Raw genomic sequence first — 19,747 nt, 5'->3', positions numbered from 1 at the left:
GAGTAGCACAAGTTAGCCGTGAGTCCCTGGCAGATCGATTTGTGCATCCAGCAGGGCCATGAAGGCCCGTGCCGCGTTCGACAGCGTCCGTTCGGTGTGCAGGATATAGCCTAGCTGGCGACTGAGCTGTATGCCCGGCAAAGGGATGCGCGCCACCTGTTCATCGAGCATGGTGCGCGGCAGCACGCTCCACGCCAGGCCGATGGACACCATCATCTTGATGGTTTCCAGGTAGTTGGTGCTCATCGCGATGTTCGGCGTCAGGCCCTGGGCTTCGAACAGACGTTGGACAATATGGTGGGTGAAGGTGTTTCCGCCGGGGAAAACCGCCGGATGACCGGCAATGTCCGCCAGGTTGACCGCGCCGTTGGTGAGCAACGAATGCTCGGGGGCGACAACGAAATCCAGCGGGTCGTCCCACACCGGCGTGGCCTTGACCAGCGTGTGGGGCTCCGGCGCCAGGGTGATGACCGCCAGCTCGGCGCGGCCGTGGAGTATTTCCTCGTAGGCCACTTCCGAATCGAGGAACTGAATATCCAGCGCAACCTGTGGATAGCGGCGGGTGAACTCCCTTAACAAGGGCGGCAAGCGGTGCAGGCCGATGTGGTGGCTGGTGGCCAGGGTCAGGCGCCCGCTGACTTCGCCGGTGAGGTTGGTCAGGGCGCGCCGGGTGTCGTCCAGCACGTTGAGAATCTGGTAGGCCCGCGGCAGCAGGGCGCGGCCGGCCTCGGTCAGGCCCACTTCGCGGCCCAGCCGATCAAACAGGCGCACCTTCAATTGCTGCTCCAGGCCGGCAATGCGCTTGCTGATGGCCGGTTGCGTCAAGTGCAGGCGTTCACCGGCGCCGGAGAAGCTGCCGGTCTCGGCAATCGCGATAAAAGCGTTGAGGTTGGCCAGGTCCATGTTTGTATTCCAGTTGGTTATCCAAAGCATAAAAAATATGAATTTGAGTTATTTAATCTAACCCCATAGGATCGACCTCACAAGCCAAAGGGTTATTGAATGTCTCAAAAACCCAGGGCATAGAAACAAGCTGATGAGGAACCGTCTGATGGCCGGCAAAACGCTCTACGACAAGCTCTGGGATTCGCATTTGGTCAAGCAGCGCGACGATGGCTCGGCGCTGATCTACATCGATCGTCACATCATCCACGAAGTGACCTCGCCGCAAGCCTTCGAAGGCCTGCGTCTGGCCGGGCGCAAGCCTTGGCGCATCGATGCCAACATCGCCACCCCGGACCACAACGTGCCGACCACCCCGGAGCGCAAGGGCGGCATCGCAGCGATTGCCGACCAGGTCTCGCGTCTGCAGGTACAGACCCTCGATGACAACTGCGACGAATACGGCATTGTCGAATTCAAGATGAACGACGTGCGTCAGGGCATCGTCCACGTCATCAGCCCGGAGCAGGGCGCGACCCTGCCGGGCATGACCGTGGTCTGCGGCGACTCGCACACCTCGACCCACGGCGCCTTTGGCGCATTGGCCCACGGCATCGGCACTTCCGAGGTCGAGCACGTGCTCGCCACTCAGTGCCTGGTCGCCAAGAAAATGAAAAACATGCTGGTGCGCGTCGAAGGCCAGTTGCCGGTCGGCGTGACCGCCAAGGACATCGTCCTCGCGGTGATCGGCAAGATCGGCACCGCCGGCGGCAACGGCCATGCCATCGAATTCGCCGGCAGCGCCATTCGCGACCTGTCCATCGAAGGCCGCATGACCATCTGCAACATGTCCATCGAAGCCGGCGCCCGTGTGGGCCTGGTGGCCGCTGACCAGAAGACCGTCGATTACGTCAAGGGGCGCCCGTTCGCCCCGACCGCCGCGCAGTGGGACCTGGCGGTGCAATCCTGGAAAGACCTGGTGTCCGACGCCGACGCCGAATTCGACACCGTGGTCGAACTCGACGCCGCGCAGATCAAGCCGCAGGTCAGCTGGGGCACTTCCCCGGAAATGGTCCTGGCGGTTGACCAGAACGTGCCGGATCCGGCCAAGGAAATGGACCTGGTCAAGCGCGACTCGATCGTCCGTGCCTTGAAATACATGGGTTTGACCGCCAACCAGGCGATCACCGACATCCAGCTCGACCGCGTGTTCATCGGTTCCTGCACCAACTCGCGGATCGAAGACCTGCGCGCAGCGGCCGAGATTGCCAAGGGCCGCAAGGTTGCGTCGACCATCAAGCAGGCGATCGTGGTGCCGGGTTCCGGGCTGGTCAAGGCGCAAGCCGAAGCCGAAGGGCTGGACAAGATTTTCCTCGAAGCCGGTTTCGAATGGCGTGAGCCGGGCTGCTCGATGTGCCTGGCGATGAACCCGGACCGTCTGGAGTCCGGCGAGCATTGCGCCTCGACGTCCAACCGTAACTTCGAAGGCCGTCAGGGTGCCGGTGGCCGTACCCACCTGGTGAGCCCGGCCATGGCCGCTGCAGCGGCGGTGAACGGTCGTTTCATCGACGTCCGTGAATTGATTTAAAGGAGCGCAGCATGAAAGCTTTTACCCAGCACACTGGACTTGTCGCGCCTTTGGATCGTGCCAACGTCGACACCGACCAGATCATCCCGAAACAATTTCTCAAGTCGATCAAGCGCACCGGCTTCGGCCCGAACCTGTTCGACGAATGGCGCTACCTCGACGTGGGGCAGCCGTATCAGGACAACTCCAAGCGTCCGCTGAACAAGGACTTCGTGCTCAACGCCGAGCGTTATCAGGGCGCCAGCGTTCTGCTCGCCCGCGAGAACTTCGGTTGCGGCTCCAGCCGTGAGCACGCGCCGTGGGCCCTGGAAGAATACGGTTTCCGCAGCATTATCGCGCCGAGCTACGCCGACATCTTCTTCAACAACAGCTTCAAGAACGGCTTGCTGCCGATCATCTTGAGCGATGCCGAAGTCGACGAGCTGTTCAAGCAGGTCGAGGCCGAGCCGGGCTACCAGTTGCAGATCGATCTGCACGAGCAGACCGTCACCAGCCCGAACGGCAAGGTGTACCACTTCGAAATCGACGCGTTCCGCAAGCATTGCCTGTTGAATGGCCTGGACGATATCGGCCTGACCTTGCAGGACGGCGACGCGATTGCCGCGTTCGAGGCCAGCCATCGCGCGAGCCAGCCGTGGTTGTTCCGCGACGCGTGAGATTGCTGTAGTCAGGGCTGGCCCCATCGCGGGCAAGCCCGCTCCCACAAGTCTTGTGCACGCTGCAATGACTGTGGGAGCTGGCTTGCCAGCGATGAGGCCGGCAAAGGCAACGTAAGACTTGACCCAGAAAAGGACGTACCCATGACCAGCACCGCCCAGCACACTCAGGTTGTCCAGAAGCAGTTCGGTGAACAGGCCGCTGCCTACCTGAGCAGCGCCGTTCACGCGCAGGGTACCGAATTCGCGCTGCTGCAAGCCGAGCTGGCCGGGCAGGGCGAGGCGCGGGTGCTGGATCTGGGTTGCGGCGCCGGACACGTGAGTTTTCACGTTGCCCAGTTGGTGAAAGAAGTGGTGGCCTACGACCTGTCGCAGCAGATGCTCGACGTGGTCGCCGCCGCTGCCGTCGATCGCGGTTTTGCCAATATCACGACGGTCAACGGCGCCGCCGAGCGCCTGCCGTTTGCCGATGGCGAATTCGACTTCGTCTTCAGCCGCTATTCGGCGCACCATTGGAGCGACCTCGGTGTGGCCCTGCGCGAAGTACGTCGGGTGCTGAAACCGGGCGGCGTGGCGGCGTTCATCGACGTGATGTCGCCGGGCAGTCCGCTGTTCGATACGTACCTGCAAAGCGTCGAAGTGCTGCGCGACACCAGTCATGTGCGCGATTATTCGGCCAGTGAGTGGCTGCGCCAGATCAGCGAGGCCGGTCTGCACACCCGCAGCACCGCGCGTCAGCGCCTGCGTCTGGAGTACAGCAGCTGGGTCGAGCGCATGCGCACACCCGAGGTGATGCGCGCCGCGATCCGCCAGTTGCAGCAATCGATGGGCAACGAAGTGCGCGAATATTTTCAGATTGAGGCCGATGGTTCGTTCAGTACAGATGTAATCGTATTGATGGCTGAGCGATAAGAATTTTTCCGGGCGCGCCCTGAGTGACGCACCGATTGAAGACACGAGGAAAGCATGAGCAAGCAGATTCTGATTCTCCCAGGCGACGGTATTGGTCCGGAAATCATGGCCGAAGCGGTCAAGGTCCTGGAGCTGGCCAACGACAAGTACAGCCTGGGCTTCGAGCTGAGCCATGACGTGATCGGTGGCGCCGCCATCGACAAGCACGGCGTGCCGCTGGCCGACGAAACCCTCGACCGCGCCCGTGCCGCCGACGCGGTGCTGCTGGGCGCCGTGGGCGGGCCGAAATGGGACACCATCGAGCGCGATATCCGCCCTGAGCGCGGTCTGTTGAAGATCCGTGCACAACTGGGCCTGTTCGGTAACCTGCGGCCGGCGATCCTCTACCCGCAACTGGCCGACGCCTCCAGCCTGAAACCGGAAATCGTCGCCGGCCTGGACATCCTCATCGTCCGTGAGCTGACCGGCGGCATCTACTTCGGCGCGCCACGCGGCACCCGCACCCTGGAAAACGGCGAGCGGCAGTCCTACGACACCCTGCCGTACAGCGAAAGCGAAATCCGGCGCATCGCCCGTGTCGGTTTCGACATGGCCCGCGTGCGTGGCAAGAAGCTGTGCTCGGTGGACAAGGCCAACGTGCTGGCTTCCAGCCAGTTGTGGCGTGAAGTGGTCGAGCAGGTCGCCAAGGACTACCCGGACGTCGAGCTGAGCCATATGTACGTCGACAACGCCGCCATGCAGCTGGTGCGTGCACCGAAGCAGTTCGACGTGATCGTCACCGACAACATGTTCGGCGACATCCTGTCCGACGAAGCGTCGATGCTCACCGGTTCCATCGGCATGCTGCCGTCGGCCTCGCTGGACGCCAACAACAAGGGCATGTACGAGCCTTGCCACGGTTCGGCGCCGGACATCGCCGGCAAAGGCATCGCCAACCCGCTGGCGACCATTCTGTCGGTGTCGATGATGCTGCGTTACAGCTTCAATCTGCAGGACGCCGCCGATGCCATCGAGAAAGCCGTCAGCGTGGTTCTGGATCAGGGCCTGCGCACCGGTGACATCTATTCGGCCGGTTGCACTAAAGTCGGTACGCAGGAAATGGGCGATGCAGTAGTCGCCGCGCTGCGGAATCTGTAATCTCTCGGGCCCGCTGCGAAATTCAAGACAAAGCAGCGGCCCACTTTTCAAGAAGGTGTAGTTGCGATGAAACGTGTAGGTCTGATCGGTTGGCGCGGCATGGTCGGTTCCGTGCTCATGCAGCGGATGCTGGAAGAGCAGGATTTCGATCTTATCGAGCCGGTGTTTTTCACCACTTCCAATGTCGGTGGCCAAGGCCCGTCCGTGGGCAAGGACATTGCTCCGCTCAAGGACGCTTACAGCATTGAAGAGCTGAAGACCCTCGACGTGATCCTGACCTGCCAGGGCGGCGACTACACCAGCGAAGTGTTCCCCAAGCTGCGCGAAGCCGGCTGGCAGGGTTACTGGATCGACGCGGCTTCCAGCCTGCGCATGAACGATGACGCGGTGATCATTCTCGACCCGGTCAACCGCAAGGTCATCGACCAGCAACTGGACGCGGGCACCAAGAACTACATCGGCGGCAACTGCACCGTCAGCCTGATGCTGATGGGCCTGGGCGGTCTGTTCGAGGCCGGTCTGGTCGAGTGGATGAGCGCCATGACCTATCAGGCGGCGTCCGGTGCCGGTGCGCAGAACATGCGTGAACTGATCAAGCAGATGGGCGCGACCCACGCCGCGGTCGCCGATCAACTGGCCGATCCGGCCAGCGCAATCCTCGACATCGACCGTCGCGTGGCCGAAGCCATGCGCAGCGACGCCTACCCGACCGAGAACTTCGGCGTGCCGCTGGCCGGCAGCCTGATCCCGTGGATCGACAAGGAATTGCCGAACGGCCAGAGCCGCGAAGAGTGGAAAGCTCAGGCCGAGACCAACAAGATCCTCGGCCGCTTCAAGAGCCCGATCCCGGTCGACGGCATCTGCGTGCGCATCGGCGCCATGCGTTGCCACAGCCAGGCGCTGACCATCAAGCTCAACAAAGACGTGCCGATCGCCGACATCGAAGGGCTGATCAGCCAGCACAACCCGTGGGTCAAGCTGGTGCCGAACAACCGCGACATCAGCATGCAGGAGCTGAGCCCGACCAAGGTCACCGGCACCCTGAATGTTCCGGTCGGTCGTCTGCGCAAGCTGAACATGGGCTCGCAGTTCGTCGGCGCCTTCACCGTCGGCGACCAGCTGCTGTGGGGCGCGGCCGAACCGCTGCGCCGTATGCTGCGGATCCTGCTCGAGCGTTGATCGTTTGATGCAATGAAAGAACCCGCGCCTTGAGAGAGGTGCGGGTTTTTTTATACCTGATGGTTCTCGGTTGCCGGGTCTGGCCCCTTCGCGAGCAAGCTCGCTCCCACATTGGAAATGCATTCCCCTGTGCGGGCGAGCTTGCTCGCGAAGGAGCCGGTACAGGCGCTACAAATCCCGGCAGAAATTGCCTGGGTGCGACTCACCCGGTAAAGTGCCGCTCCCCCGTTCCACCAGAGGTCGCACCATGAGCCAGCCCCTTGATATTGCCGTGATCGGCGCCACCGGTACTGTCGGCGAAACCCTCGTGCAGATTCTTGAAGAACGCGATTTCCCGATCGGCCACCTGCACCTGTTGGCGAGCAGTGAGTCCGCCGGCAGTTCGGTGTTGTTTCGCAACAAAAACGTGCGTGTGCGCGAAGTCGATCAGTTCGATTTCAGCCAGGTCAAACTGGTGTTCTTTGCCGCCGGCGCAGCCGTCACCCTGAGCTATGCCGCTCGGGCCACTGCCGCCGGTTGCTCGCTGATCGATCTGTCTGGCGCCTTGCCGGCAGACCAGGCACCGCAGGTGGTGCCGGAAGCCAACGCGCCGCTGCTGGCAGGCCTGAAAGCGCCGTTCCAGGTCAGCAGTCCGAGCCCGTCGGCGACCACGCTGGCCGTGGTGCTGGCGCCGTTGCTCGAGCTGATCGATCTGCAATACGTGCATGTCACCGCTAATCTGGCCGTATCCGCCCAGGGCCGCGAGGCGGTCACCGAGCTGGCCCGGCAGACCGCCGAGCTGCTGAACATGCGGCCGCTGGAGCCGACCTTTTTCGACCGGCAGATGGCCTTCAACCTGCTGGCCCAGGTCGGCACCCCGGATGCCCAGGGGCACACGCTGCTGGAAAAACGCCTGATACGCGAGTTGCGCCAGGTGCTGAACCGGCCTTTATTAAAGATTTCCGCAACTTGCGTTCAAGCCCCGGTGTTTTTTGGCGATAGCTTTAGCGTGACCCTGCAGTCAGCGCACGCGATCGACCTGGCCAAGGTCAACGCCGCCCTTGAAGACGCGCCGGGCATCGAGCTGGTCGAAGCCGGCGATTATCCGACGGCGGTCGGTGACGCGGTGGGGCAGGACGTAGTCTATGTCGGGCGGGTGCGGGGCGGGGTCGATGAGCCGGCGGAACTAAATCTGTGGCTGACGTCAGATAACGTACGCAAGGGCGCGGCGCTCAACGCCGTGCAAGTGGCCGAGTTGTTGATAAAAGACCTGCTGTAAAAGATACTTGGCAACAATTTGTCGACTGATTCTAGCCGGGCGCTATGCTTGGCCGGAGCGGTCGGCAATGTGTCACCCTCCGGGACTTTCCGGGGCATCAAAGAAATGATCGCGCGCGACCTGCTGTCGTCGTCGCGCGCAATGCCTTACGGCAGCGGCAATCAATATCTTCTCGCTGGCCGAGGAACGTTCAAACAAAGGATGAGGCTATGGTTCAAGTTCGCAAACTGGTGTTAGCAATAGCGGCCGCCTCGGCGCTGTCCTCCGGTATGGCGCATGCCCTCGGGCTCGGGGAGCTGACCCTGAAGTCGACCCTGAACCAGCCGCTGGTGGCGGAAATCGAGTTGCTCGACGTCAAGGATCTCACCGCCGCCGAAGTGGTGCCGAGCCTGGCCTCGCCGGAAGACTTCGCCAAGGCCGGCGTCGACCGCCAGGCCTTCCTCAATGACCTGACCTTCACCCCGGTACTCAACGCCAGCGGCAAGAGCGTGCTGCGCGTGACTTCGAGCAAGCCGCTGTCGGAGCCGATGGTGAAGTTCCTGGTGCAGGTGATGTGGCCCAACGGTCGTCTGCTGCGTGACTACAGCGTTCTGCTGGATCCGTCGAAGTTCTCGCCGCAGACCGCCGATGCCGCGGCCCAGCCTGCGCCGGCGCAGACCATTACTGCGCCGACCACCGGCGCCACCCATCCAGGCCAATACACCACCACGCCGCGCGATACCCTCTGGGAGATCGCGGCGAAGGCGCGCACCGGCGGTTCGGTGCAGCAGACCATGCTGGCCATCCAGGCGTTGAACCCGGATGCATTCATCGGCGGCAACATCAACCGCCTGAAGACCGGTCAGGTGCTGCGTCTGCCGGACGAAGTGCAGAGCACGTCGCTGCCGCAGGCCAAGGCCATTGCCGAAGTCGCAGCGCAGAACGAAGCCTGGCGTCAGGGCCGTCGCTATGTGGCCAAGCCGGGCAGCGGTCAGCAGCAGCTCGATGCGACCAACCGCGGTCGCGCCAATAACACTGCGGCGCAGAACACCAAGGACAATCTGAGCCTGGTCTCCGCCGACGCCAAGGCCCGTGGCAAAGGCCCGGCCGGCGATGCCACGGCCTTGAGCAACAAACTTGCGGTGACCCAGGAAAGCCTCGACACGACCCGGCGTGACAACGAGGAACTGAAAAGCCGCATGGCCGATCTGCAGAGCCAGCTCGACAAGCTGCAACGCCTGATCGAGCTGAAGAACAACCAACTGGCGAAAATGCAGGCCGAAGGTTCGGGCGCGGCGCCGGCCGCGGCGGCCCCGGTTGCACCGGTCGCGCCTGTGCCGGCCATCACCGCTGAACTGGCGACGACGCCGCCAGCCACTCCGGCAGAAGCCGCGCCTGCGGCACCCGCGCCAGAAGCCGCTGCGCCGGCCCCGGTCGAGCCGGTGGTCGAGCCGAAACCGGTCGCGGATGACGACAAAACCTTCAACGAGCTGTTGACCAACCCGATCCTGCTGGGGCTGATCGGCGGTGGCGCGGTGGTGTTGCTGCTCTTGCTGTTGCTGCTGGCGCGCCGCCGCAAGGCGCAGCAGGAAGCCGAGAAGCATCTGCGCATGGCGCGTGCCCTGGAGGAGCAATCCTTCTCCCCGGAACTCGATCTGCCGGAAAGCAGCTTCGAAGGTCTGGAAGTGCCGGCGGCCAGCGTCAAGCTTGCACCTGCACCTGCACCTGCTCCGGCGCCAGTGGTGGCTCCGGTGGTGATGGCCGAGCCGATCGCCGCGCCGTTGGTGGCCCCGGCCGCCGAGCGCTCCGACGACGTGCTGAGCAAGGCGCAGTCGCACATTGACGGCGGGCGCCTGAATCAGGCTGCCGCGTTGCTGGAGGAGGGCGTCAGCCTCGAGCCGCAGCGCAGCGATCTGCGTCTGAAACTGATGGAAGTCTACGGTCGCCAGGGTGATCGTGATGCGTTCGTCGGCCAGGAGCGCCAGCTGGTGGCCAATGGCGACAACTTCGCCAAGGTCGAAGAGCTGAAAAGCCGCTTCCCGGCCATGGCAGTCGTTGCGGCGAGCGGTCTGGCCGCTGCGGCCATCGCCGCCGAACTGGATGCCGAGTACGTCAAGGAACTGCTGCTCGACGAGCCGCAGGCCCCGGCGGCGGCCGATAACGATCTGGACAGCGCTTTCGACCTGAGCCTCGACGACCTCGACAACATCACGCCGGTCACCCCTGCGCCAGCAGCGGTCGAGCCGCAAGCGCCGGTCGAACTCGACGAATTCCCGGCCGATGACGACCTGAGCTTCGAATCGGTGCTGCAACAGCAGACCGAGATCAAGGACAACCTCGACGACCTGTCGGATTTCGACCTCGATCTGGACCTCGGCGCCGAGCCGTCGCCAGCCAACCTGGCTGATGACGACTTCCTGCTGGATCTGGACGAGGGCGTGAAGGATCTGCCGCCGGTCGAAGCGCCAGCGGTGGCCGAAGCGCCACTGGATGACCTCGAGCTGCCGGCCGATTTCGACCTGTCCCTGGCCGACGAAATGGATGCCAGCCCGGCCGAGCCGGACGCCTTCGCCGCTGAACTGGACGACGTCAACGCCGAACTGGATCGTCTGTCCGGCAGCATCGCCGAGCCGACCTTCACCGAGGCCGATGCGGCGCTGGGTGGCGATCTCAACGACGAGGACTTCGACTTCCTGTCCGGCACCGACGAAGCCGCGACCAAGCTCGATCTGGCCCAGGCCTACATCGACATGGGCGACAATGACGGCGCGCGCGACATTCTCAACGAAGTGCTCACCGAAGGTGACGACAAGCAACGCGGCGAAGCCAAGGAAATGCTGTCGCACCTGGCTTGAGTCGGCGCGCAGCAGTCAACGACAACGGCAGCCCATTGTGGCTGCCGTTTTTGTTTGCCTTTTTCCAGTCAGGGCGCGGTCGTCGGCAACTCAACAGGGGAGTTCGATCTCCAGTAGACACTGCCGACGGCTGCGATCTTTTCTGTTGAAACTGGCGTCCCCGCCTCACAGCCTTATAATGCCCGCCTTTGTAGATCAGCAGGCTGTCCCACTTTGGCAAACATAGATAACCCCGCCGCCGAAATGGCGCCCGAAGGCTTTTTCCGCGTCGCGTTGGGCGTGGAGTACAAGGGCTCGCGCTACAGCGGCTGGCAGCGCCAGTCCACCGGGGTGCTGACGGTCCAGGAAACCCTGGAAAAGGCCTTGTCGAAGGTGGCCAATTCCCCGGTGTCGATCCAGTGCGCCGGGCGTACCGACGCCGGAGTGCATGCCTGCGGGCAAGTGGTGCATTTCGACACCCAGGTCGAGCGTTCGCTGAAAGCCTGGGTGATGGGCGCCAATATCAATCTGCCCCACGACATCAGCGTCAGTTGGGCCAGGATCATGCCGGCGCACTTCCATGCGCGCTTCAAGGCGATCGCCCGGCGCTATCGTTACGTGATCTACAACGATCAGATCCGCCCGGCGCACCTGAACGAAGAAATCACCTGGAATCACCGTCCGCTGGATGCCGAGCGCATGGCGCAGGCGGCGCAGTATCTGGTGGGTACCCACGATTTCAGCGCCTTCCGTGCCGGCCAGTGCCAGGCCAAGTCACCGATCAAGCAGTTGCATCATCTGCGCGTGACCCGGCACGGCAAGATGATCGTGCTCGACATCCGTGCCAACGCCTTCCTTCATCACATGGTGCGCAACATTGCCGGCGTACTGATGACCATCGGTGCCGGCGAGCGCCCGGTGGAATGGATGAAGGAAGTGCTGGAGAGCCGCGAGCGCCGTGCCGGCGGGGTGACTGCGCATCCGTTCGGCCTGTATCTGGTGCAGGTCGAGTACCACGACGAGTTCCCGTTGCCCGAGCGTTTCATCGGGCCACATTTCCTTACCGGTTTCTCGGAACTTGACGGCTGACGCCCTCGAATGCATTTGTTACCATCCGGGACTTTCTCGGATTTGCCTTGGGGTTTTTATCGACATGTCAGCCGTTCGCAGCAAGATTTGCGGGATTACCCGCATAGAAGATGCGTTGGCCGCCGTCGAGGCCGGGGCGGATGCCATCGGGTTCGTGTTCTATGCCAGGAGCCCGCGGGCCGTCACCGTGCAGCAGGCGCGGGCGATCATCCAGGCGTTGCCGCCGTTCGTCACCACGGTGGGCCTGTTCGTCAACGCCAGCCGCTGTGAGCTGGGGGAAATCCTCGATGCCGTGCCGCTCGACCTGCTGCAATTCCATGGCGACGAAAGCGCCGCCGATTGTGAAGACTGGCATCGACCGTACATCAAGGCCCTGCGGGTCAAGGCTGGCGATGACATCGCCGCCGCCTGCGATGCCTATCCCAGTGCCAGCGGCGTACTGCTGGACACATATGTCGAGGGCGTGCCCGGCGGAACCGGCGAGGCATTCGACTGGTCATTGATTCCGCACGGCCTGAGCAAGCCGTTGATCCTCGCCGGTGGCCTGACCCCGGACAACGTCGCCGAGGCGGTCGCCCGGGTGCGGCCGTACGCCGTGGACGTCAGTGGCGGGGTAGAGGCGAGCAAGGGCATCAAGGATCACGCAAAGATTCGCGCGTTCATCAACGCCGTACGTAGAAGCTCACAGGAAGCTCCTACTTTGATGTGACGGCTGGCAGACTGCCGCCGTCCATCAATGCACTTGCACAAAGCAGGCGTGGCTGAGGGTTTTTGGGTCGCACGCAGGTCATGTCCAGCACTGACCGTGGCGGCCCGCCAATCATCGCCGCACACATGAATTTAGCTGAAGGGCATACGCGGGGCCGCGAACCAGAGCGTTCGGGCCGCCGGTACTGGAGAAAGAAAGCATGAGCAACTGGTTGGTAGACAAACTGATCCCTTCGATCATGCGTTCGGAGGTCAAGAAGAGCTCGGTGCCTGAAGGTCTGTGGCACAAGTGCCCGTCCTGCGAGGCCGTGCTGTATCGTCCGGAGCTGGAAAAGACCCTGGACGTTTGCCCCAAGTGCAACCACCACATGCGCATCGGCGCACGTGCACGCATCGACATCTTCCTCGACGCGGAAGGCCGCAGCGAACTGGGCGCCGACCTGGAGCCGGTTGACCGTCTGAAATTCCGCGACGGCAAGAAGTACAAGGATCGCCTGACCGCTGCGCAGAAGCAGACCGGCGAAAAAGACGCACTGATCTCCATGAGCGGCACCCTGCTGGGCATGCCGGTGGTGGTTTCGGCGTTCGAATTCAGCTTCATGGGCGGTTCCATGGGCGCCATCGTCGGCGAGCGCTTCGTGCGCGCCGCCAACTACGCGCTGGAAAACCGTTGCCCGATGATCTGCTTCGCCGCCTCCGGTGGTGCGCGCATGCAGGAAGCGCTGATCTCGCTGATGCAGATGGCCAAGACCTCGGCGGTGCTGGCGCGTCTGCGCGAAGAAGGCATTCCGTTCATCTCGGTGCTGACCGACCCGGTCTACGGCGGCGTTTCCGCCAGTCTGGCGATGCTTGGCGACGTGATCATCGGTGAACCGAAGGCACTGATCGGTTTCGCCGGTCCTCGCGTGATCGAACAGACCGTGCGCGAAAAACTGCCAGAAGGCTTCCAGCGCAGCGAGTTCCTCCTGGAGCACGGTGCCATCGACCTGATCATCGACCGCCGCGAGCTGCGTCCGCGCGTGGGTAACCTGCTGGCCCAACTGACCGGTCAGCCGACGCCGAAGTTCGTCGCTGCACCTGTCGAGCCGATCGTGGTGCCACCGGTTCCAGCCAACGTATGACCGAGCGCACCCTTGGCGAATGGCTCGCCTACCTCGAGCAGTTGCACCCTTCGGCCATCGATATGGGGCTGGAGCGGTCGCAGCAGGTAGCGTCCCGCATGGGGCTGGGCCAGCCGGCGCCTCGGGTGATCACGGTCACCGGCACCAACGGCAAAGGGTCGACCTGTGCGTTCGTGGCTTCATTGCTGCGGGCGCAGGGCCTGAACGTCGGTGTCTACAATTCTCCGCACCTGCTGCGTTACAACGAGCGGGTGCAGCTCAATGGCGTCGAAGCCACGGATGCGCAGTTGTGCGAAGCGTTCGCGGCGGTCGAGGCGGGGCGCGGCGACACCTCCCTGACGTACTTCGAGATGGGCACCCTGGCAGCATTCTGGCTGTTTCAACGGGCCGGGCTCGATGCCGTGGTGCTGGAAGTCGGCCTGGGCGGGCGTCTGGACACGGTCAACGTGGTGGATGCCGACATCGCCCTGGTCACCAGCATTGGCGTCGATCACGCCGATTACCTGGGTGACACCCGCGAATCCGTGGCCTTCGAGAAGGCCGGGATTTTCCGTCCGGGCAAGCCTGCGCTGTGTGGCGACCTCAATCCCCCGCAGCCCCTGCTCGACAAGGCGCGTGAGCTGGCCTGTCCATTTTTCCTGCGCGGGCGTGACTTCGATCTCGCGCTCACTGACCAGCACTGGCAATGGCGCGGCACGGATGTGGCTGGCCAGGTGGTCGAGCTGCGCGATCTGCCGTTGCTCGATCTACCGATGGAAAACGCTGCGCTGGCGTTGCAGGCCTATCTGTTGCTGGGATTGCCGTGGCAGCCCGAGCAGATTGCGGCGGCGTTGCAGGCGACGCGGGTGGTCGGCCGCCTCGATAGGCGTTCGTTTGTCTGGAACGGCAAGCGCCTGAACCTGCTCCTGGACGTCGGGCATAACCCGCATGCGGCGGAGTATCTGGCTCGCCGCCTGGCGGCGAGCCCGCCGCTGGGCAAGCGGCTGGCCGTGTTCGGTCTGCTGGCGGACAAGGATCTGCCAGGTGTGGTCAGCGAGCTGAACGGCAGTGTCCAGCACTGGGCCGTGGCACCGCTGGATTCGCCACGCGCGCGGCCGGTCGCCGAATTGCACGCGGCCTTGCAGAACCTTGGCGCCGCGGTGACGTCATACCACAGCGTGGCGGCAGCCCTGGAAGGGCAGTGTGCAGTGGCCAGCAGCGACGACGAGATTCTGTTGTTCGGATCATTTTATTGTGTCGCCGAGGCCCTTGAATGGCTGGCCCGGCGCTCCACGGAGGAAGCGGCAAATGGCTTTGCTGGATAAAGCGTACAAGCAGCGCATGGTCGGCGCCCTGGTACTGGTGGCGCTGGCGGTGATCTTCCTGCCGATGCTGTTTTCCCGTCAGGACGAGCAGCGTCAGGTGACCGTCGAGGCGCCGGCAGCTCCGCAAGCGCCTGCCGTAGCGCAAGTGCAGATGGAGCCGGTGGCGGTGCCCGAGCCGCAGCAATTGCCGCAGGAACCGGTGCCGAGCGATGACGAAGTGGCCGAACAGACCGCGCCGTCAATGCCGATCGCGGCCGCGCCACCGGTTGCGGCACCGGCGCCAGCCCCCGCAGCCAAACCGGCCGCGCCGGCACCTGCTCCAGCGCCTGCGGCCAAGCCAACTCCAGCGCCGGCCCAGCCGATCGCGGCGGCCCCCGCCAAGCCGGATACCAGTCAGAGCCGCGTCGATGCCAACGGCCTGTCGGTCAGCTGGTCGGTGCAACTGGCCAGTCTGTCGAGTCGCGCCAGCGCCGAAAGCCTGCAGAAAAACCTGCGCAGCCAAGGCTACAACGCCTACATCCGTTCTGCCGATGGCAAGAATCGGGTGTTTGTCGGTCCGCTGATCGAGCGCGCCGAGGCCGACCGTCTGCGTGATCTGCTCAGCCGTCAACAGAACCTCAAGGGTTTTGTCGTGCGTTTCCAGCCTGAGCGCGGCTAAAAACTATCGCGTCGATTGAAATGCACTGACAATCGCAGCTTACCGAGAGGCATGCGCTCTGCTAAAATGCGCCGCCTTATCCGTCTGTAGGCTGCACTGTGCCATTTACCTGGGTTGACTGGGCGATCGTTGCAATCATCGCCATCTCCGCTTTGATCAGTTTGAGCCGCGGCTTCGTCAAGGAAGCATTATCGCTGGTGACCTGGATCATCGCAGGAGTCGTCGCCTGGATGTTCGGTGGCTCACTGTCCGAATACCTCGCCGGATACATCGAAACGCCGTCGGCTCGCGTCATCGCGGGCTGTGCCATCATGTTTGTCGCCACACTGATCGTGGGCGCAATGATCAATTATCTTATCGGCGAATTGGTTCGCGTCACCGGGTTGTCCGGGACCGATCGATTCCTCGGCATGGCCTTCGGCGCCGCGCGTGGCGCATTGCTGGTGGTCGTGGCGGTCGGGCTGTTGAGCCTGGGGCCGGTACAGCAGGACGGGTGGTGGAAAGAATCACAGCTCGTGCCAAAGTTTCTATTGGTCGCAGACTGGTCCAAAAACCTGATCCTGGGGTGGAGCAGTCAGTGGCTTGCCAGCGGAATCAGCGTACCCGCTGATATTCCGTTCAAGGAGCAGCTCTTGCCGTCGGCGAAAACGCCTCAGTGAGTGTTGTTCAGTTCAGATCCATTAAGTAGGGGTTGCGTCGCATGTGTGGCATCGTCGGTATCGTCGGTAAGTCGAACGTCAATCAGGCGCTGTATGACGCGCTAACCGTGCTCCAGCACCGCGGCCAGGACGCTGCCGGTATCGTGACCAGCCATGATGGCCGGTTGTTCCTGCGCAAGGACAATGGCCTGGTGCGTGACGTGTTCCAGCAGCGTCACATGCAGCGCCTGGTCGGCCACATGGGTATCGGCCATGTCCGCTATCCGACTGCCGGCAGCTCGACTTCGGCCGAAGCGCAGCCGTTCTACGTCAACTCGCCGTACGGCATCACCCTGGCGCACAACGGCAACCTGACCAACGTTGAACAGTTGGCCAAGGAGATCTACGAATCCGATCTGCGTCACGTCAACACCAGTTCCGACTCGGAAGTGTTGCTCAACGTGTTCGCCCACGAACTGGCCCAGCGCGGCAAGCTGCAACCGACCGAAGAAGACGTGTTTGCCGCCGTGACCGACGTGCACAACCGTTGTGTCGGCGGTTACGCAGTCGTGGCGATGGTCACCGGATACGGTATCGTCGGTTTCCGTGACCCGCATGGCATCCGTCCGATCGTGTTCGGCCAGCGTCACACCGACGAAGGCGTGGAATACATGATCGCCTCCGAAAGCGTTTCGCTGGACGTGCTCGGTTTCACCCTGATTCGCGATCTGGCGCCGGGCGAAGCGGTCTACATCACCGAAGACGGCAAGCTGCACACCCGTCAGTGCGCGACCAACCCGTCGCTGACGCCGTGCATCTTCGAACACGTCTACCTGGCGCGTCCGGATTCGATCATCGACGGCGTGTCGGTGTACAAGGCGCGTCTGCGCATGGGTGAGAAGCTCGCCGAGAAGATCCTGCGCGAGCGTCCCGAGCACGACATCGACGTGGTCATCCCGATTCCGGACACCAGCCGTACCGCGGCACTGGAGCTGGCCAACCACCTGGGCGTGAAATTCCGCGAAGGCTTCGTCAAGAACCGTTACATCGGTCGTACCTTCATCATGCCCGGCCAGGCCGCGCGCAAGAAATCGGTGCGCCAGAAGCTCAACGCCATCGAGCTGGAATTCCGCGGCAAGAACGTGATGCTGGTCGACGACTCGATCGTGCGCGGCACCACCTGCAAGCAGATCATCCAGATGGCCCGCGAAGCCGGGGCGAAAAACGTCTACTTCTGCTCGGCCGCGCCGGCCGTGCGTTTCCCCAACGTGTACGGCATCGACATGCCGAGCGCCCATGAGCTGATCGCACACAATCGCTCGACCCAGGATGTGGCCGACCTGATCGGCGCCGACTGGCTGATCTATCAGGACCTGCCGGACTTGATCGAGGCGGTTGGCGGCGGCAAGATCAAGATCGAGCATTTCGATTGCGCGGTGTTCGACGGCAAGTACGTCACCGGCGACGTCGACGAGGCTTACCTGAACAAGATCGAACAGGCACGCAACGATGCCTCGAAGGTCAAGACCCAGGCGGTCAGCGCGATCATCGACTTGTACAACAACTGAGTTTCCACCGGCCCTGAGGGGCCGGTTCTGTATCTGGCAAAAGACTTTTATTTATCGAGAACAGGGCAAGGAGTGACAGCATGAGTCAGGAATGGGATGCCGGTCGGCTGGACAGCGACCTCGAAGGCGTAGCGTTCGATACCCTGGCCGTACGTGCCGGTCAGCACCGTACGCCGGAAGGCGAGCACGGTGATCCGATGTTCTTCACCTCCAGCTATGTATTCCGTACCGCCGCCGACGCGGCTGCGCGGTTTGCCGGGGAAGTGCCGGGCAACGTTTACTCGCGCTACACCAACCCCACCGTGCGCGCGTTCGAAGAGCGCATTGCCGCGCTGGAAAGCGCCGAGCAAGCCGTGGCAACCGCTACCGGCATGGCGGCGATCATGGCGGTGGTGATGAGTCTGTGCAGCGCCGGCGACCACGTCCTGGTGTCGCGCAGTGTGTTCGGTTCGACCATCAGCCTGTTCGAGAAGTACTTCAAGCGTTTCGGCGTGCAAGTCGACTACGTGCCGCTGGCCGACCTGTCGGGTTGGGATGCGGCGATCAAGCCCAATACCAAGCTGCTGTTCGTCGAGTCGCCGTCCAATCCGCTGGCCGAGCTGGTCGACATCGCCGCGCTGGCGGAAATTGCCCACGCCAAAGGCGCGATGCTGGTGGTCGACAACTGCTTCTGCACGCCGGCCTTGCAGCAACCGCTCAAGCTTGGCGCGGACATCGTCGTGCACTCGGCGACCAAGTTCATCGACGGCCAGGGCCGTTGCATGGGCGGCGTTGTCGCCGGTCGCAGCGAGCAGATGAAAGAGATCGTCGGTTTCCTGCGTACCGCCGGCCCGACCCTGAGCCCGTTCAACGCGTGGATCTTCCTCAAGGGGCTGGAGACGCTCAACCTGCGCATGAAGGCGCACTGCGCCAACGCTCAGCAACTGGCCGAATGGCTGGAGCAGCAGGACGGCATCGAGAAGGTGCATTACGCCGGCCTCAAGAGCCATCCGCAGCATGAGCTGGCTCAGCGCCAGCAGAAGGGCTTTGGTGCCGTGGTGAGCTTCGAGGTCAAGGGCGGCAAAGAGGGCGCCTGGCGCTTCATCGATGCGACTCGGCTGATTTCGATCACCGCCAACCTGGGCGACAGCAAGACCACCATCACTCACCCGAGCACCACCTCCCACGGCCGTCTGGCGCCGCAGGAGCGTGAGGCGGCGGGGATTCGCGACAGCCTGATCCGTATCGCGGTCGGCCTGGAAGACGTTGCTGACCTGCAAGCCGATCTGTCGCGCGGTCTGGCGGCGTTGTGATCGAGTTGTCTACTCCGAACGCAGGCAGCCATGGCCGCGTTGCCCTGGTCACCGGTGCCGCCCGTGGCATCGGCCTGGGCATTGCTGCCTGGCTGATCAGTGAAGGCTGGCAGGTGGTGTTGAGCGACCTGGATCGCGTGCGTGGCTCGAAAGTGGCGAAGGTGCTGGGTGAAAACGCCTGGTTCATCGCCATGGATGTGGCGGACGAAAGTCAGGTGGCGTTGGGCGTTGCCGAGGTGCTTGGGCAGTTCGGGCGTCTCGACGCGTTGGTGTGCAACGCCGCCGTGGCTGATCCGCACAACACCACCCTGGAAAGCCTCGACGTGGCTTACTGGAACCGGGTACTGGCGGTGAACCTCACCGGGCCGATGCTGCTGGCCAAGCACTGTGCGCCGTATCTGCGTGCGCACAGCGGGGCGATCGTCAATCTGGCGTCGACCCGGGCGGCGCAGTCCGAGCCGGACACCGAGGCTTATGCGGCGAGCAAGGGCGGTCTGCTGGCGCTGACTCACGCGTTGGCAATCAGCCTCGGGCCGGAGATTCGCGTCAATGCTGTCAGTCCGGGCTGGATCGATGCACGTGATCCTTCGGCGCGCCGTGCCGAACCGTTGACCGATGTCGATCATGCCCAGCATCCGGCGGGCAGGGTGGGGACGGTCGAGGACGTGGCGGCGATGGTGGCCTGGCTGCTGTCGAGGAACGCCGGGTTCGTCACCGGGCAGGAGTTCGTGGTCGATGGCGGCATGACCAAGAGGATGATCTACAGCCAGTGACAGGCTGGCGCTCGCGCGGGGAATGACACGATTTTGTCTTTTTCAGAAAAACTTCAATCCTGCTATTGACTTAGGTTCGCTACCTGCGTAAATTTCGCGGCCTCGGAGATGCAAACGGGTGATTAGCTCAGCTGGGAGAGCGTCTGCCTTACAAGCAGAATGTCGGCGGTT

The 19,747-nt window shown here is 63.1% G+C and carries 17 protein-coding genes; 16 read left to right on the top strand and 1 reads right to left on the bottom strand.

Annotated elements, in window-relative coordinates; genetic code table 11:
* Positions 1-12: 12 nt before the first annotated feature.
* Positions 13-903, bottom strand: coding sequence for a LysR family transcriptional regulator (locus QRN70_RS13920; protein ID WP_285418577.1), 891 nt, complete (start codon positions 901-903; stop codon positions 13-15).
* A 148-nt stretch (positions 904-1,051) separates the two neighbouring features.
* Between QRN70_RS13920 and leuC the strand changes: the two genes are divergently transcribed.
* From leuC to QRN70_RS13840, 16 genes are all read left to right on the top strand, one after another.
* Complete coding sequence (leuC, locus tag QRN70_RS13915) at positions 1,052-2,470, top strand: 3-isopropylmalate dehydratase large subunit (RefSeq protein WP_285418576.1); 1,419 nt, start codon at positions 1,052-1,054, stop codon at positions 2,468-2,470.
* Positions 2,471-2,481: 11 nt separating this feature from the next.
* A complete protein-coding gene (gene leuD / locus QRN70_RS13910; protein ID WP_285418575.1) occupies positions 2,482-3,126 on the top strand; it encodes a 3-isopropylmalate dehydratase small subunit in 645 nt (214 codons plus the stop codon).
* A gap of 144 nt (positions 3,127-3,270) precedes the next feature.
* Positions 3,271-4,038, top strand: a complete 768-nt coding sequence (locus QRN70_RS13905; RefSeq protein WP_285418574.1) for a class I SAM-dependent methyltransferase — start codon at positions 3,271-3,273, stop codon at positions 4,036-4,038.
* A 54-nt stretch (positions 4,039-4,092) separates the two neighbouring features.
* Positions 4,093-5,175, top strand: coding sequence for a 3-isopropylmalate dehydrogenase (leuB, locus tag QRN70_RS13900; protein WP_285418573.1), 1,083 nt, complete (start codon positions 4,093-4,095; stop codon positions 5,173-5,175).
* A 66-nt stretch (positions 5,176-5,241) separates the two neighbouring features.
* On the top strand, positions 5,242-6,354 hold the full coding sequence (asd, locus tag QRN70_RS13895; RefSeq protein ID WP_003226428.1) for an aspartate-semialdehyde dehydrogenase: 1,113 nt from the start codon (positions 5,242-5,244) through the stop codon (positions 6,352-6,354).
* Positions 6,355-6,601: 247 nt separating this feature from the next.
* Positions 6,602-7,612, top strand: coding sequence for an aspartate-semialdehyde dehydrogenase (locus tag QRN70_RS13890; RefSeq protein ID WP_285418572.1), 1,011 nt, complete (start codon positions 6,602-6,604; stop codon positions 7,610-7,612).
* A gap of 209 nt (positions 7,613-7,821) precedes the next feature.
* Positions 7,822-10,446, top strand: a complete 2,625-nt coding sequence (locus QRN70_RS13885) for a motility hub landmark protein FimV (protein ID WP_285418571.1) — start codon at positions 7,822-7,824, stop codon at positions 10,444-10,446.
* A gap of 243 nt (positions 10,447-10,689) precedes the next feature.
* Positions 10,690-11,514, top strand: coding sequence for a tRNA pseudouridine(38-40) synthase TruA (gene truA, locus QRN70_RS13880; protein ID WP_285418734.1), 825 nt, complete (start codon positions 10,690-10,692; stop codon positions 11,512-11,514).
* Between the two features lie 64 nt (positions 11,515-11,578).
* A complete protein-coding gene (locus QRN70_RS13875) occupies positions 11,579-12,223 on the top strand; it encodes a phosphoribosylanthranilate isomerase (protein WP_285418570.1) in 645 nt (214 codons plus the stop codon).
* Positions 12,224-12,422: 199 nt separating this feature from the next.
* Complete coding sequence (gene accD, locus QRN70_RS13870; protein ID WP_285418569.1) at positions 12,423-13,343, top strand: acetyl-CoA carboxylase, carboxyltransferase subunit beta; 921 nt, start codon at positions 12,423-12,425, stop codon at positions 13,341-13,343.
* Complete coding sequence (gene folC, locus QRN70_RS13865; RefSeq protein ID WP_285418568.1) at positions 13,340-14,647, top strand: bifunctional tetrahydrofolate synthase/dihydrofolate synthase; 1,308 nt, start codon at positions 13,340-13,342, stop codon at positions 14,645-14,647. The genes accD and folC overlap by 4 nt, the downstream gene beginning before the upstream one ends.
* Complete coding sequence (locus QRN70_RS13860; protein WP_285418567.1) at positions 14,631-15,305, top strand: SPOR domain-containing protein; 675 nt, start codon at positions 14,631-14,633, stop codon at positions 15,303-15,305. Before folC ends, QRN70_RS13860 begins: the two co-directional genes overlap by 17 nt.
* Before the next feature lie 98 nt (positions 15,306-15,403).
* Positions 15,404-15,964 (top strand): CvpA family protein, encoded by a 561-nt coding sequence (locus QRN70_RS13855; protein ID WP_285418566.1) that lies wholly within the window; start codon positions 15,404-15,406, stop codon positions 15,962-15,964.
* A gap of 41 nt (positions 15,965-16,005) precedes the next feature.
* A complete protein-coding gene (purF, locus tag QRN70_RS13850) occupies positions 16,006-17,511 on the top strand; it encodes an amidophosphoribosyltransferase (RefSeq protein WP_016773943.1) in 1,506 nt (501 codons plus the stop codon).
* 80 nt (positions 17,512-17,591) lie between these two features.
* A complete protein-coding gene (locus QRN70_RS13845) occupies positions 17,592-18,803 on the top strand; it encodes an O-succinylhomoserine sulfhydrylase (RefSeq protein WP_285418565.1) in 1,212 nt (403 codons plus the stop codon).
* A complete protein-coding gene (locus tag QRN70_RS13840; protein WP_285418564.1) occupies positions 18,800-19,576 on the top strand; it encodes an SDR family oxidoreductase in 777 nt (258 codons plus the stop codon). Before QRN70_RS13845 ends, QRN70_RS13840 begins: the two co-directional genes overlap by 4 nt.
* The last annotated feature ends 171 nt before the right edge of the window (positions 19,577-19,747 follow it).

The sequence above is a fragment of the Pseudomonas sp. efr-133-TYG-5 genome (genome assembly GCF_030209175.1).
GTDB lineage: Bacteria > Pseudomonadota > Gammaproteobacteria > Pseudomonadales > Pseudomonadaceae > Aquipseudomonas.
This window is presented reverse-complemented; position numbering and strand designations above follow the sequence as displayed.